The organism is Novosphingobium sp. APW14 (assembly GCF_032337075.1).
Taxonomy (GTDB): Bacteria; Pseudomonadota; Alphaproteobacteria; order Sphingomonadales; family Sphingomonadaceae; genus Novosphingobium.
On the sequence record NZ_JAVYAB010000006.1, the window covers coordinates 100,596 to 114,837 of the forward strand.

The 14,242-nt window shown below is 64.8% G+C and carries 15 protein-coding genes; 8 read left to right on the top strand and 7 right to left on the bottom strand.

Annotated features, from left to right (window positions below; genetic code table 11):
- Nucleotides 1-41 precede the first annotated feature (41 nt).
- From hemB to RQP55_RS09265, 5 genes are read left to right on the top strand one after another with little or no spacing between them, the layout of a single operon-like run.
- The gene (gene hemB / locus RQP55_RS09245; protein WP_315609896.1) at nt 42-1,037 is read left to right on the top strand and encodes a porphobilinogen synthase; all 996 of its coding nucleotides are present in this window, start codon (nt 42-44) and stop codon (nt 1,035-1,037) included.
- Nucleotides 1,030-1,584 (top strand): GNAT family N-acetyltransferase, encoded by a 555-nt coding sequence (locus RQP55_RS09250; protein ID WP_315609897.1) that lies wholly within the window; start codon nt 1,030-1,032, stop codon nt 1,582-1,584. Before hemB ends, RQP55_RS09250 begins: the two co-directional genes overlap by 8 nt.
- On the top strand, nt 1,581-3,812 hold the full coding sequence (locus RQP55_RS09255; protein WP_315609898.1) for a hypothetical protein: 2,232 nt from the start codon (nt 1,581-1,583) through the stop codon (nt 3,810-3,812). The genes RQP55_RS09250 and RQP55_RS09255 overlap by 4 nt, the downstream gene beginning before the upstream one ends.
- A 1-nt stretch (nt 3,813) precedes the next feature.
- Entirely contained in the window at nt 3,814-4,380 is a 567-nt protein-coding gene (locus RQP55_RS09260; protein ID WP_315609899.1) for a gamma carbonic anhydrase family protein, read from the top strand.
- Nucleotides 4,361-4,645, top strand: a complete 285-nt coding sequence (locus tag RQP55_RS09265; protein ID WP_315609900.1) for a DUF167 domain-containing protein — start codon at nt 4,361-4,363, stop codon at nt 4,643-4,645. The genes RQP55_RS09260 and RQP55_RS09265 overlap by 20 nt, the downstream gene beginning before the upstream one ends.
- A 5-nt stretch (nt 4,646-4,650) precedes the next feature.
- On the opposite strand, the gene RQP55_RS09270 is transcribed toward RQP55_RS09265, so the two are convergent.
- From RQP55_RS09270 to RQP55_RS09290, 5 genes are all read right to left on the bottom strand, one after another.
- The gene (locus RQP55_RS09270) at nt 4,651-5,166 is read right to left on the bottom strand and encodes a DUF1993 domain-containing protein (RefSeq protein WP_315609901.1); all 516 of its coding nucleotides are present in this window, start codon (nt 5,164-5,166) and stop codon (nt 4,651-4,653) included.
- A gap of 54 nt (nt 5,167-5,220) precedes the next feature.
- Nucleotides 5,221-5,868, bottom strand: a complete 648-nt coding sequence (locus RQP55_RS09275; protein ID WP_315609902.1) for a YoaK family protein — start codon at nt 5,866-5,868, stop codon at nt 5,221-5,223.
- A gap of 39 nt (nt 5,869-5,907) precedes the next feature.
- The gene (locus tag RQP55_RS09280; RefSeq protein ID WP_315609903.1) at nt 5,908-6,300 is read right to left on the bottom strand and encodes a globin; all 393 of its coding nucleotides are present in this window, start codon (nt 6,298-6,300) and stop codon (nt 5,908-5,910) included.
- Between the two features lie 74 nt (nt 6,301-6,374).
- Entirely contained in the window at nt 6,375-8,747 is a 2,373-nt protein-coding gene (gene clpA, locus RQP55_RS09285) for an ATP-dependent Clp protease ATP-binding subunit ClpA (RefSeq protein ID WP_315609904.1), read from the bottom strand.
- Between the two features lie 144 nt (nt 8,748-8,891).
- Nucleotides 8,892-9,095 carry a DUF1192 domain-containing protein gene (locus RQP55_RS09290; RefSeq protein ID WP_315609905.1) on the bottom strand — a complete coding sequence of 68 codons (204 nt, stop codon included), beginning with the start codon at nt 9,093-9,095 and terminating at the stop codon, nt 8,892-8,894.
- 95 nt (nt 9,096-9,190) lie between these two features.
- Between RQP55_RS09290 and RQP55_RS09295 the strand changes: the two genes are divergently transcribed.
- The 3 genes from RQP55_RS09295 to RQP55_RS09305 all read left to right on the top strand — a co-directional run bounded on the left by RQP55_RS09295 (nt 9,191) and on the right by RQP55_RS09305 (nt 12,766).
- Nucleotides 9,191-10,192: an NAD(P)H-quinone oxidoreductase gene (locus RQP55_RS09295; RefSeq protein ID WP_315609906.1), complete on the top strand. Its 1,002-nt coding sequence runs from the start codon at nt 9,191-9,193 to the stop codon at nt 10,190-10,192.
- A 118-nt stretch (nt 10,193-10,310) separates the two neighbouring features.
- Nucleotides 10,311-11,012, top strand: coding sequence for a DUF1013 domain-containing protein (locus RQP55_RS09300; protein WP_315609907.1), 702 nt, complete (start codon nt 10,311-10,313; stop codon nt 11,010-11,012).
- A 62-nt stretch (nt 11,013-11,074) separates the two neighbouring features.
- The gene (locus RQP55_RS09305; RefSeq protein WP_315609908.1) at nt 11,075-12,766 is read left to right on the top strand and encodes a long-chain fatty acid--CoA ligase; all 1,692 of its coding nucleotides are present in this window, start codon (nt 11,075-11,077) and stop codon (nt 12,764-12,766) included.
- A gap of 9 nt (nt 12,767-12,775) precedes the next feature.
- Here RQP55_RS09305 and RQP55_RS09310 read toward each other — a convergent pair whose 3' ends face one another.
- Together RQP55_RS09310 and RQP55_RS09315 are read right to left on the bottom strand one after the other, a co-directional pair.
- Complete coding sequence (locus tag RQP55_RS09310; RefSeq protein WP_315609909.1) at nt 12,776-13,153, bottom strand: polymer-forming cytoskeletal protein; 378 nt, start codon at nt 13,151-13,153, stop codon at nt 12,776-12,778.
- 43 nt (nt 13,154-13,196) lie between these two features.
- On the bottom strand, nt 13,197-14,195 hold the full coding sequence (locus RQP55_RS09315) for a peptidoglycan DD-metalloendopeptidase family protein (RefSeq protein ID WP_315609910.1): 999 nt from the start codon (nt 14,193-14,195) through the stop codon (nt 13,197-13,199).
- Between the last annotated feature and the right edge of the window lie 47 nt (nt 14,196-14,242).

Sequence of the window (14,242 nt, forward strand, 5' to 3'; positions counted from 1 at the left end):
CGGGCTTGCTGCCCCTCGGTCTCGCGCCTAGAGCATCGGCCATGACCGGTTCCTATCCCGCCACCCGCCTGCGCCGGACCCGTGCCAGCGCCTGGAGCCGCGCGCTCCACCGCGAAACCGTGCTGACCCCGGCCGACTTGATCTGGCCAATGTTCGTCACCAGCGGGACAAATACGGAAGAGCCGATCGCGTCGCTGCCCGGCGTATCGCGCTGGTCGGTCGATCTGGTGGTTGAGCGGGCGAAGGAAGCCGTTTCGCTTGGCATTCCCTGTCTTGCATTGTTTCCCAACACCCCGCCCGAGCTGCGCAGCGAGGATGGGGGCGAGGCGCTGAACCCCGATAACCTGATGTGCCGGGCGATCCGGGCGATCAAGGATGCCTGCGGCGATCGGATCGGCGTGCTGACCGATGTGGCGCTCGATCCCTATACCAGCCACGGCCAGGACGGCCTGATCGATGCGGCAGGCTATGTGCTGAACGATGCCACGGTTGAAGTGCTGGTTGGCCAGAGCCTCAACCAGGCCGCCGCCGGGGCTGACGTCATTGCGCCCAGCGACATGATGGACGGCCGGATTGGCGCGATCCGCGATGCGCTGGAAGGGGCCGGTCAGGCCAATGTCCAGATCATGTCCTATGCCGCCAAATATGCCTCGGCCTTCTATGGTCCGTTCCGCGATGCGGTGGGCAGCCGCGGCCTGCTGAAGGGTGACAAGAAGACCTATCAGATGGATCCCGCCAACGCCGAGGAAGCCCTGCGCGAGGTGGAGCTGGACCTGTTTGAGGGGGCTGACAGCGTGATGGTCAAGCCGGGGCTACCCTACCTCGATATTATCGTGAAGGTGAAGGAAGCCTTCGCCGTCCCGGTATTCGCCTATCAGGTCAGCGGTGAATATGCGATGATCGAAGCGGCGGTTGCGGCCGGGGCCGGCGATCGCGATGCCCTGGTCCTGGAAACGCTGACCGCGTTCAAGCGTGCGGGCTGCTGCGGGGTGCTGACTTATCATGCCGCGCATGCCGCGCGGCTGCTGAATGGCTGAGTTCCAGCTCGCCACCGAACGACTGATCATGCGCTCGTGGCGCGATGATGATCTTGCGCCCTTCCACGCGATCAACAGCGATCCGGAAGTGATGGCCACGCTCGGTCCGGTAATGAGCCGGGACGAAGTGGCCGCCCTGATTGCCCGAATGCGCGCCCATCAGGCTGAGCACGGCCATTGTTTCTGGGCCCTGGTGCGACAGGACGATCAACAGTTGATCGGCTGGTGCGGCCTGATCCGCGGCACGGCCGGGCCAGTTGCGGGCAAGGGGGAGTTCGGCTGGCGCCTCGCCCGCGCGGCCTGGGGGCATGGCTATGTGACCGAAGCAGCGCGCGCTGCAATTAACTGGTTTTTCGACAATTTTGCCGATGACGCAGCCTGGGCAATCACCCATGTTGGCAACCGCCGCAGCCGGGCGGTGATGGAGCGTCTGGGCATGAATTATCGATCCGATCTCGATTTCGATCATCCGCGCCTGGCGGCCGATGATTCGCTTTTGCGCCATGTGACCTATGCGCTGCCGCGCAGCCAGTGGGGTGCGCCGTGAACCGGTCGGGGGCCGGGGCGCAGCGCTTGCTGTTCGTCCTGACGATCCTTGCCGGCAGCTTCCTGCTGTTTCTGGTTCAGCCGTTGGTGGCGCGGCTGGCCTTGCCGCGGCTGGGTGGGGCGCCGAACGTCTGGAACAGCGCCATGCTGGTCTACCAGGCGCTGTTGCTGGCGGGCTATTACTATGCCCATCGCCTGTCGAAACTGCCGCTCAAGCGGCAAGGCCGGATCCATCTTGCCCTGCTGGCGCTGGCCGGGCTGTCCTTGCCGATCACCCTGGCCGATTTGCCACTTCCCTCCGCCGGGATGGAGATCCTGTGGGTGCCGGCCCTGCTGGCACTGACGATCGGGCCGGTGTTCTTCCTCGTTTCGGCGCAGGCGCCGTTGATGCAGCGGTGGTATGCCGCCGATCCTGCATCAAGCGCACCCTGGGCGCTTTATGCGGCATCGAACCTGGGCAGCTTTGGCGGCCTGATCGCTTACCCCTTGCTGGCCGAACCGCTGCTTTCCGCTTCGGGCCAAAGCATCGGCTGGTCGGTTGGCTATGCCCTGCTCGTGGTGCTGGTGGCGATTTGCGCCTGGAGCCGCAAGGATACGGCGGACACCGCGCTGGTGCAGCAGACCCAAGGCCCGGCGGAGGTGATCGGCTGGAAAAGGATTATGCTCTGGCTGGTGCTGGCTGCGGTGCCATCGGGGCTGATGCTTTCCACCACAACGCACCTGACGACTGACCTTTTCGCCATGCCGCTGCTGTGGGTGATCCCGCTCGGGCTCTATCTGCTCAGCTTCAGCGTGGCCTTTGCCGATAGCCGGATGCTGGCGCGGGTCTTTACCAATGTTGCCCCGCTGTTTGTACTGGCCGCCGGAGGCTTTGCCGCCGCTTCGAGCCACTCCGCAACACTCACCCCGGTAATTGGCAGCGTGTTCCTGTTGTTCGTGGTCTGCGTGGCGTTGCATTCACGGCTTTACGATGCCCGGCCCGATGCGTCGCAGCTTACCCTGTTCTATCTGGTGATGTCGGCGGGTGGTGTGCTGGGCGGCCTGTTTACGGCCTTGTTTGCCCCGCTGTTGTTTGACTGGGTGTGGGAACATCCGCTGCTGGTGCTGGCCGCCGCGCTCCTGTTGCCAACCGCCGCCCTGTTCGACTGGCGCAAGCTCAAAGGTGTTGACCCGCAACTGGCCCAGATCACTGCTGCGCTGGTTCTGGGTACGGCCCTGGCGATGTGCTGGTTCATTTACCAGGCAACCTCGACCGAGGGCGAATTCACGCAGCGCCAGTACCTGCTGACGCTGGGCGTAGGCCTGCTCGGCTGCCTGATCGCGCCCTGGCGCTGGATGCTGGCGCTGCTGCTGCTGGCGCTGCTCTATGCGCAAGGGGGGTGGGATACCGTCAACGCCTCACGCGATGGGTTGCGCACCCGCAGCTATTTTGGCGTATACACCGTGCGCGATTTTCCGGTGCAACGGATGCGCACCCTGGCCCACGGCACCACGCTGCACGGCAAGCAATCGCTTGACCCCAAGCTTAGCCGGCTGCCGTTGACCTATTACGGGCCAGGCTCGGGTGTCGGTATCGCCTTTGCCAACGCCGATCGCTTGTTTGGTTCACAGGCGCGGCTGGGCGTGGTTGGGCTGGGAACCGGAACGCTCGCCTGTTATCATCGCCCCGGCCAATCCTGGCGGTTCTTCGAGATTGACCCGGCTGTCCTCGACCTCTCGCGCAATGGCACCTTCACTTATCTGCGCGATTGCGCGCCCGGTGCGCAGGTGGTGCTGGGCGATGCCCGGCTCAAGCTGGCGCAGGTTCCCGAAGGCACGTTTGATCTGCTCGCGGTGGATGCCTTTTCGTCCGATGCAATCCCGCTACATCTGATGACGGACGAGGCGATGGGGGTCTATCTGGATGCCATCGGCCCCAAGGGGATTCTGCTGGTGCACATTTCAAACCGCTATATCGATCTTGAGCCGGTCCTTGCCGCCATCGCCCGCAAGCGAGGCCTTGGGATCGCGATCCGCGATGACGATACGACCCCGAACACTGGCAGCTATTTCACGCCATCAACCTGGGTTGCTATCGCCCGCGATCCGGCGCGGATCGATGCCTTGCGCACAATCGATCCAGCGCGTTCCTGGCGCGGGCCGGGCCCTGTCACTGCCCGGGCCTGGACCGATGATCACGCTTCAATCCTGCCCCAGGTGCGCTGGGGCAACCTGCTGGGAAACCACTGATATGACCCGTCCCGACACCACTATCCTTGAAATTCATGGCAAGCGCCCGCGCATCCATGACAGCGCCTTCATTGCGCCCGGTTGCCGGATCATTGGCGATGTGGAGATCGGGCCCGATGCCTCGATCTGGTATAACTGCGTCATCCGCGGCGATGTCAGCCGGGTGGTGATCGGCGCGCGCACCAATGTCCAGGATGGCAGCGTGATCCATTGCGATGGGCCGATGCCCGGCAATCCCAACGGCTATCCCACGCTGATCGGGGAAGACGTGCTGATCGGCCACATGGCGATGATCCATGGCACGGTGATCGAGGACCGCGGTTTCGTCGGCTTTTCGGCGCAGACCATGAACGGCTGCGTGATCGAGCATGACGGGATGCTGGCGGCGGGTGCGCTGCTATCGCCAAACAAGCGGATCCCGGCGCGGCAGTTGTGGTCTGGCCGCCCGGCCACCTTCATGCGCGATCTCGATGACCGGATGCTGGCTGGCCTGCAGATGGGCGTGAAGCATTATGTCGAGAATGCCAAGCACCACGTGGCGGCGCTGAATGGCCAGGCCGAAGGCTGACCTGCCGCCCGCTGCGGCGATCCTGGCGCTGGCTGACGGGGAAGGACGCCTGACCCTGCGGGTTACGCCGGGCGCGCGGGTAGAGGCCGTTGCCATCGAAGCGGGCCGGGTGGTCGTTAAAGTCCGCGCTAAGCCCGAGGACGGCAAGGCCAATGCCGCCGTGCTGGATCTGCTGGCAACGGCACTGGGCGTCGCAACGTCACGCCTTCGCTTGCTCCGCGGCGCAACCGGGCGCGACAAGCAGGTGCAGCTCGTCGCGCCCTAGGCGGGTCAACCCTGCGGCGGCGCCTTCAGGTGCTGCATCATGTAGCCCATGTAATCGGTCTTGCCGATCGGCAGGCCGGCATGGCGCAGGATCGCGTAAGCCGTCATCAGGTGGAAGTGGAACTGCGGCGTGGCCCAGTCGCGGACATAGTCCGACACGGTCAGGGCAAAGGTCATGCCGTTCGGCAGGTCGAACTCCACCATGGCGTCCTCGGCCAGTGGGGCAGTCTTCCGCGCGGCGGCGATCAGCGCCCGCACCTCGGCAAGATGGGCGCGGGCTGCGGCGATCGAGCCATGGTCGGCATCGGCCCCGGAATGGCTCGCGCCATAGGCGCGGTTGAGCGTGTTGTAGACCTGCTGCGTGGTGAACCGGACCTGGGTTGCCAGCGGAAGCATATCGGGCGCCAGCCGCGCCTGGAGCAGTGCTTCGCCCTGCTCGCTGGCTGCAGCCTTGCCCAGCAAGTGATCCAGCGTGCCCAGCAGCTGGTCAAAGGTAATCAGGGCGGTTTCGGCGAGGTGCATGGCAGAGTCTCCAGTTTCGATTTGAAACTGAACTAGGGTGCTACGGCGCACCGTTCAAGTGTTCCGTGTTGATTCGGTGATGCCACGTGCCGCCCAGACCAGGGTGAGCGACCACAAGCAGGCAAGCCACAGTGCTATTCCGGGGGCCGAAAGCAGCGCATAGGCTCCGGCCAGCGCGCCCAGCGCAAGGCCAAGCCATAACAGCAGCCAGTTCACCCAGCCCTCACCCCCGCTGCCCGCGATGCGCGCCGCCAGGCCTTGCGCGAAGCGCACCAGCGCACCGGTCATGTAGGTCAGCCCGACCGTGACTTCGCCGTCGCGCTGGAAGGTGTTGTTGAGCGCGCCCATGGCCAGCACCAGGAAGCCCGGCATGGCAGTGGTGGCGCCTGCCGCATGTGCCAGCGCGGCACCGATCAGCAGGATCGTGACCAAGGCCAGAACCGCAACCTTGCGCCGGGTCTCGAACCGTATCGCCAGCAGCGCTCCCGCGAAGACGCCCAGCAAGAAGCCCGCGATCAGTCCAGCCGGAACGATCGCACGGTGCGGCGCGACCGCCAGGTCCACGCCCAGCCGCGTCGTATTGCCCGACATGAACGAGACGAAATAGCCCTTGGCCGACAGGAACCCGACGGCGTCGACAAACCCTGCCAGGCCTGCAGCGGCGATAGCAAGGCGACGGCGCGAACGGTCGATTGAGTTCATGGCCCCCAGGCTAACGGCAATTGGCCCCCATGGCGAGGATCAGTCGCGCACCATGCCCCGCGCCATTCGGCTGAGGACGTCAGCCATGGCATCGGCGATCTCGCGGTCGGCCAGGTCAACCTCGGCGATGGCGCGGGTCATGGCCTCTGCCCACTGCCCGGCCGTATCCGGCGTGATCGGGATGCCGCCGTGGGCGCTCATCATGCATTTGCCGGGATTGGCTTCGAACCAGTCGCGCGGGCCGCCGGCCCATCCGGCCAGGAAGAGGGGCAGTTGGATGCGCATCTCCGCCAGGTCTGCGGCATGGATTGCGCGCAGATCGGCATAGGCCGGATCCTGGTCCATCAGGTCATAGAACCGGTCTGTGATTGCCCGCATGGCCGGATGGCCGCCAACCCGTTCGAAAGGACTTGCGGCGGTGTCAGTGGGCATTGGTTCGGCTCTCCAAAACGAAATTCGGCAGCCTGCTCGCTGACAGGCTGCCGAATCCTACGCATTGACGCCGATCAATCGGTGCCGTTGCTGTCGTTGCTCGGTTCGGGGGCGGCCTTGCCCTTGCGCTTGGCGGCGGGCTTTGCGGCCTTGCTCTTGGCCAGCTTCGGCGGGGCCGGGGTCAGCTCGAATGCCAGAGCCGCGTCCTTGACCGAAACGTGGACTTCGCCGCCGTGGCGCAGCTTGCCGAACAGCAGCTCCTCGGCCAGCGGCTGCTTGACCTTCTCCTGGATCAGGCGGGCCATCGGCCGCGCGCCATAGAGCTTGTCATAGCCGCGCTCGCCCAGCCACTTCCGGGCATCGCCATCGAACTGGATGTGGACGTTCTGATCGGCCAGCTGCAGTTCAAGCTGGAGCACGAACTTGTCTACCACCCGCGCGATCACTTCGGTGCCCAGGTAGGCAAAGGGCACGATCGCATCGAGCCGGTTGCGGAATTCCGGGCTGAACATCCGCTTCACGGCCTCGTCCCCGGCATCGGCCTTGGACACATCGCCGAACCCGATGCCCTGCTTGGCCATATCGCTGGCGCCGGCATTGGTGGTCATGATCAGGATCACGTTGCGGAAGTCGACTGTCTTGCCGTGGTGATCGGTCAGGCGGCCATTGTCCATCACCTGCAACAGGATGTTGAACAGGTCGGGGTGGGCCTTCTCGATCTCGTCGAGCAGCAGCACGCAGTGCGGTTGCTGGTCCACGGCATCGGTCAGCAGCCCGCCCTGGTCATAGCCGACATAGCCCGGAGGCGCGCCGATCAGGCGGCTGACCGAATGACGCTCCATATATTCCGACATGTCGAAGCGCTGGATCGGAATGCCCAAAATCTCGGCCAGCTGCTTGGAAACCTCGGTCTTGCCGACCCCGGTCGGGCCCGAAAACAGGAACGAGCCGATCGGCTTGTCCGGATCGCGCAGCCCCGCGCGGCTCAGCTTCATGGCCGAGCTCAGCACCTCGATCGCCTTGTCCTGGCCGAACACCACGCGCTTGAGGTCGCGCTCAAGGTGTTCCAGCGCGGTGCGGTCATCCGAAGACACCGACTTGGGCGGGATCCGCGCCATGGTAGCGATCACGGCCTCGATTTCGCGCGCGGTGATGGTCTTCTTGCGCTTTGAGGGCGGCACCAGCATCTGCATCGCGCCCACTTCGTCGATCACGTCGATCGCCTTGTCGGGCAGCTTGCGGTCATTGATGTAGCGGGCCGACAGCTCAACCGCGGTCTTGATTGCATCGGGCGTGTACTTGACCTTGTGATGATCTTCAAACGCGGTGCGCAGACCTTTCAGGATCTTGATCGTGTCCTCAACCGTCGGCTCGTTCACGTCGATCTTCTGGAACCGGCGCAGCAGCGCGCGGTCCTTTTCGAAGTGGTTGCGGAATTCCTTGTAGGTGGTCGAGCCGATGCAGCGGATCGTCCCGCCCGAAAGCGCCGGCTTGAGCAGGTTCGAGGCATCCATGGCCCCGCCGCTGGTTGCCCCGGCACCGATCACGGTGTGGATTTCGTCAATGAACAGCACCGCGTGCGGCATCTTTTCGAGTTCGGAGACAACCTGCTTGAGCCGCTCTTCGAAATCGCCACGATAGCGGGTGCCCGCCAGCAGTGCGCCCATGTCGAGGCTGTAAATCACCGCTTCGGTCAGCACTTCGGGCACTTCGCCCTCCACGATCTTGCGGGCCAGACCCTCGGCAATCGCGGTCTTGCCCACGCCGGGATCGCCCACATAGAGCGGGTTGTTCTTGGAACGGCGGCACAGGATCTGGATCGTCCGATCGACTTCGGGGCCGCGGCCGATCAGCGGATCGACCTTGCCGGCCAGCGCCTTCTCGTTGAGGTTGACGCAGAACTGGTCGAGTGCGCTTTCCTTTTTGGCGTCCTTGCCCTGGGCCTTTTCTTCCTGGGCCGGGCTCTCGCTTTCGCTGCCCTTGGGGCTCTTGTCCTCGATCCGCTTGCCGCCCTTGCCGATGCCGTGGCTGATGAAGCTCACGGCGTCGAGCCGGCTCATGTCCTGCTGCTGCAGGAAATAGACGGCATAGCTGTCGCGTTCGGAAAACAGCGCAACCAGCACGTTGGCGCCGGTTACCGTGTCCTTACCGCTTGATTGCACGTGCAGGATCGCGCGCTGGATCACCCGCTGGAACCCCGCAGTCGGGGCGGGATCGCCCTTTTCCTCGGTCTTGAGGCTCTGGTATTCCTGGTCAAGGTACTGGCGCACCACCTCGCCCAGCTCTGCCAGCTCGACGCCGCAGGCCTGCATCACCTGGGCTGCGTCCGGATCGTCGATCAGGGCCAGCAGCAGGTGTTCCAGAGTCGCATACTCATGGCTGCGCTCTGATGCGTTGGCGAGCGCGCTGTGCAGCGTCTTTTCAAGGCTCTGGGCGAAACTTGGCATTGTGAAGCCTTCCCACAGATGGAGTGACCCTTCGATAGCCGAAGAGTATGAACACGGATGTTTAACCAGACCTATATGGCCAGACCTATATGGCCAGACCTATATGGGAAGCCCTATCGCCACTGCGAAGGGGCACCCGAAAAATCATGTCGATCGCGGCTTGAACAAGGCGTCGGCCGCGGCGCGGTGGGCTGAAACCTTGTCACGGTGCGCCTTGATCCGCGCAATTTCGGATTCGAGCAGGGCAATCCGCTCGGCCAGCTCGTCTTGCGAGAGGCGGTCAAGCGGTTCCAGCGCCAGTTGGCTGGCGGCGTCGCTGCGCGCGCGGGGGCGATCGTCTTCGTCCATCCGGATCGCAAAATCGGACTTCCTGCGCTTGCTGTCAACACGGCCTAAGGCTAGGCCCGTGCCCCGGTGCTGGAATGCCAACAGGAAAAGCGCAAATGGCCGGAAATCTTCCCGAAACGATGACCGCGATCGGATTTGACGCGCCCGGTGGCCCGGAAGTCCTGCAACCGCAGACCTTGCCGGTTCCGAATCCCGGCGCAGGCCAGGTGCTGATCAAGGTTGCCTATGCCGGGGTCAACCGGCCCGACGTGATCCAGCGCCGCGGGCTCTATCCGCCCCCGCCCGGCGCTTCGCCGATCCCGGGGCTGGAAATCGCGGGCGAGATCGTTGCGTTGGGCGCTGGCGTCGATGACGTCATGCTGGGGCAGCAGGTCTGCGCGCTGGTTTCGGGCGGCGGCTATGCCGAATATTGCCTGGCCGCGGCCGAGCATTGCCTGCCGGTCCCTGCCGACATGCCGCTGGATCAGGCCGCGGCCCTGCCGGAAACGCTGTTTACTGTCTGGCACAACGTGTTCGAACGCGGCTGGGCGAAAGAGGGTGAGACGATCCTGGTCCATGGCGGCACCAGCGGGATCGGGACCATGGCGATCATGCTGGGCAAGGCGTTCGGGCTGACGGTGATCGTCACCTGCGGCGATTCCGAAAAGTGCGCCGCCGCATTGAAGATCGGGGCTGACCACGCGATCGACTATAAGGCCAGCGACTTCGTCGAAGAGGTTGGCCGGATCACCGGGGGCCAGGGCGTGGAACTGGTGCTCGATATGGTGGCCGGGGACTATGTCGCCCGCAACCTGCGCTGCATGAAGGAAGATGGCCGCCATGTGACCATCGCTGTCCAGGGCGGGATGCAGGCCGAACTCAATATGGCCGTGATCATGAGCCGGCGTTACACCCTGACCGGTTCAACGCTGCGCCCGCGCTCCAACCAGTTCAAGGCACTGCTGGCCCAGGAAATCGCCAGGACGGCGTGGCCCCTGTTCACCAGCGGCCAGCTGCGCCCGATCATGGACCAGGCTTTCCCGCTGGCAGAGGCGGCGGCGGCCCATGCCCGGATGGAAGCGGGCGCACATATTGGCAAGATCGTGCTGCGGGTCTGAGCGATCCTGACTCAATCCTTGCCGAATCCGCCATTATCACCTAGATGATCCGCCGAACGGCCGCTCCGGTAAGGGGCGGCCCTATTATTTTGAACCTGATTTCTGGCGGAGACTACCCGTGACCCAGCCCACCCCGCTGATGCCGCATGCCACTGCTTCGTGGCTGGTCGATAACACCGCGCTGTCGTTCGAACAGATCGCCGAGTTCTGCGGGCTGCACATCCTTGAAGTCCAGGCCATGGCCGATGACCTCGCCAGCTCCAAGTATACCGGCCGCGATCCGGTGCGCGCGGGTGAACTCAACATGGCTGAGATCGAAAAGGGTCAGGCCGATCCCAACTATGCGCTGAAGATGCAGAAGGCACCGGTAACGGTCAGCCGCACCAAGGGCCCGCGCTATACCCCGGTGTCGAAGCGCCAGGACAAGCCCGATGGCATTGCCTGGATCCTGCGTGCGCACCCGGAAATTTCGGATGCGCAGATCGGCAAGCTGATCGGTACGACCCGCAACACCATCGCCGCGATCCGTGATCGCAGCCACTGGAATATTGCCAACATCCAGCCGAAGGATCCGGTGACCCTGGGCCTGTGCAGCCAGCGCGAGCTCGATGCCATCGTCGCCAAGGCTGCCAAGAAGGCCGGCCTCACCGACGAGGCTGGTGACGATGCCCGCCTCGGCGATGACCGCGAGGCCCTGATCGAAGAGCTGCGGGCTGAGCGTGAGGCCCAGACCAAGGCCGCTTCGGAAGCAGCCCAGGAAGCCGAAGCTGCAGCCTGGCTAGAGGCCAAGCGTGCCGCAGAAGCGGCAGATGAAGGCTAAGCCCTAGATCTCACTCAGCCCGGCGCTTGCGCCGGGCACCTCGTGGCACCACTTAAGCTGATATGAGTGTCAGCACGGTCGCCGCCCCGCCATCCCAGCCCTGGCAGGTGCATTATGCGCACCCGACGCCGTGGGACACCGACTTTCCGCCGCTCTCGGTCCCGCAAATGTTTGCGGATAGCGCTGCGCGGTTTGCCGATCGGCCGCTGGTCGATTTCCTGGGCCGGACTTTCAGCTATGCCGATCTGCATGCCGAGGCGCGCGCTTTCGCGGCCGGCCTGCAGCAGCTTGGCATCACCAAGGGGGACCGGGTCGGGCTGTTCCTGCCCAATGTGCCGATCTACCTTGCGGCCTATTACGGCGCGATGATCGCCGGGGCGACGGTGGTCAATTTTTCACCGCTTTACACACCCGCCGAATTGTCGGCCCAGGTCGCGGATTCGGGCACGCGGCTGCTGGTGACGGTCGATTCGTCGGCGCTCCTCCCCGCGGCGCTGGCCGTCCAGGAACAGTCGGCCCTGGAATGGCTGGTGGTCGGCTCGCTGGCCGCGCAACTGCCCTGGGCCAAGAGCCTGGCCCTGCGCCTGTTTGCGCGCAAGTCCCTGGCCCACATTCCGCCGCAGGCCCTGCATTGGGATGATATGCTTTGTGCGGCCGCCCCGCGGCCGGTCACGCTCGATCCCGAAGAAGACCTGGCCCTGCTGCAATATACCGGCGGCACAACCGGCACCCCCAAGGGGGCGATGCTGACGCACCAGAACATCACGGCGAACACGCGGCAGGTTGAAGCGATCGACCCGCAACACGATGCGCGCGATGTCATCCTTGGCGTCCTGCCGCTCTTCCACGTCTTCGCGAATATCTGCGTGCTCAACCGGACCGTCGCGCATGGTGGCTGCATTGCCATGTTGCCGCGGTTCGATGCCGGGCAGGCGCTGAAAACCCTGGCCCGGGTCGAGGCGACTTCGATGCCGGGCGTGCCGACGATGTACCAGGCCCTGCTTGACCACCCCGCTTGTGGCAAGACCGATTTCAGCTCCTTGCGGGTCTGCATCTCTGGCGGTGCCCCCTTGCCGCTGCCACTCAAGCAGCGGTTCGAGGCGGTGACCGGCGCCCGCCTGATCGAAGGCTATGGCCTGACCGAGACCGCAGGCGTGGCTGCCGCCAACCCCTATGAAGGCGAAGAGCGGCCCGGCACGATCGGCCAACCGATCCCCGGCACGCGGATTCGCCTGCTCGACAAGGATGATTCGGCCCAGGATGCGCCTGCCGGGCAGCCCGGAGAATTGGCGATCCAGGGCCCGCAGGTGATGCGGGGTTACTGGCGCCGGCCAGAGGCCGCGGCGACCGCCTTTGCCGAGCGGCCCGATGGGCGCTGGTTGCGGACCGGGGACGTGGCCGTGCTGGAAGCGGGCGGCTACCTGCGGATCGTCGACCGGATCAAGGACATGATTGCGGTCGGCGGGTTCAAGGTCTTCCCGAGCGAGGTTGAAGCAGTCCTGCTGCGCCATCCCGCGGTCAGGGAAGCGCTCGTGATCGGGGTGCCCGATACCTATCGCGGCGAAGCGCCCCGTGCCTATGTCACCCTGCACGAAGGCGCGGCCGAGACCGGCGAAGCGCTGGCCGGCTGGCTCAATGGCCAGCTCGGCAAGCATGAACGGGTTGATGCCGTGGTGGTGCGGGCCAGCTTGCCGAAGACCATGATCGGCAAGCTTGATCGCAAGGCGCTGCGCGCCGAAGTCGGCCTGGCTTAACCCGCCCCGTTACCCGGCGAGGGTCAACAGCTTCTCAACGCCTTCGGCCGGGGTTTCTTCCGGCTGGCCCACGCCGCGCGGCGCGAAGCGGCCGTCAACCTGGGCGCCCTGTTCGATCGTCAGCGCATCGTAATGGACGTCGCCATGGATGCGGGCCGACTTGAGGATCACAAGTTCCCGCGCCGAAATCGATCCGCGCACGATCCCGGCCAGGCGGGCGCTTTCGGCCTTTACCGCACCGACGATCTCACCCGTTTCGCCCTGAACGAGCGCGCTGCAGGAGACATCGCCGTCAACCTTGCCATCAAGGTGCAGGTCGGCCGAAGCCATGACATTGCCCTTGATTGCCGTGTCGGCCCCAAGGACCGAAAAGGTCGATCCGCGCATTGTATTTCCGCCTGTTGGATACGGCATTGCTGCCGCCGCTTTCTTATTGAACATGAGACGACGCCTCAAGGAATGGTCGTGGGTTTACCGCCCGATCATTGATCCGGACCTCGAAGTGGAGGTGTGGACCTGTTGAACGCCCGGTGCTGCCGATCAATCCGATTACTTGCCCTGCCAGGACCGGTTGACCCACCCGTGCCCTGAAACCTGACATATGAGCATAGCGAGTCACCAGCCCATTGCCATGGTCAATTTCAACAACGTTGCCATAGCCCTGCTGGACCCCGACAAAACCGACCCTTCCCTGCGCCGCGGCAAAGATCGGCGCGCCGATCGGCCCCTTGAAGTCCAGCCCGGCATGAAAAGCCGCGCCGCCGGTGAATGGGTCGGCGCGATAGCCAAAGCCCGACGAGATGTAATCAAGGTTGGCCGGGGTGTGCTGCGGAATCCCGGCGAGGCCGCGTTCCAGCGCATCCATCCGCGCCAGGCTGATGCCAAGCCGTTCAAACCGCGGATCGAGCGTGCGCTTGCGGGGGCCGAACAGCTCTATCAGCGGACCACCCTGGGCCGAACGGTCATTGAGCCGCGCGACCATGGTATTGGGATCCAGCCCCAGCGCCCGAATGCGGCGGGCGGCGGCGGCGGAGCGACGATCGGCGAAGCGGGTCAACCGCTCAACCACCGCCAGCTGGCGGGCCTCGATCCTGGCCAGGCCCGCGGCCTCGGGCAGGGCGGCGCTGACCTTGTCGATCGTCTTGGCGGCCTCGCCGCGCGAATCGGAAACGGTATCGGCGGCCTTGATGTCGTCTGGCAGCACCTCGGTCATCTTTTCGAGTGCGTCCTGGCGGCGCGAGAGGTCCTGGGCCACGCTTTGCAGGTCGTCGCGGTATTCGGCGACGCGGCTTTCGGCCGTCGCGACCTTGGCCTCGCGGTTCAGCAGGTCCAGCCGGTCACGCGTCGAGAGGTATTGCGAAACAGCCATTCCGGCCATCGACAGCAGCCAGGCGAGCAGCAAGCCCAGCAGGACGGCGCTGCCGACCATCTGCATCCTTGCCGATACCCTGATGAAACGGACTTGCCCCTGCGATC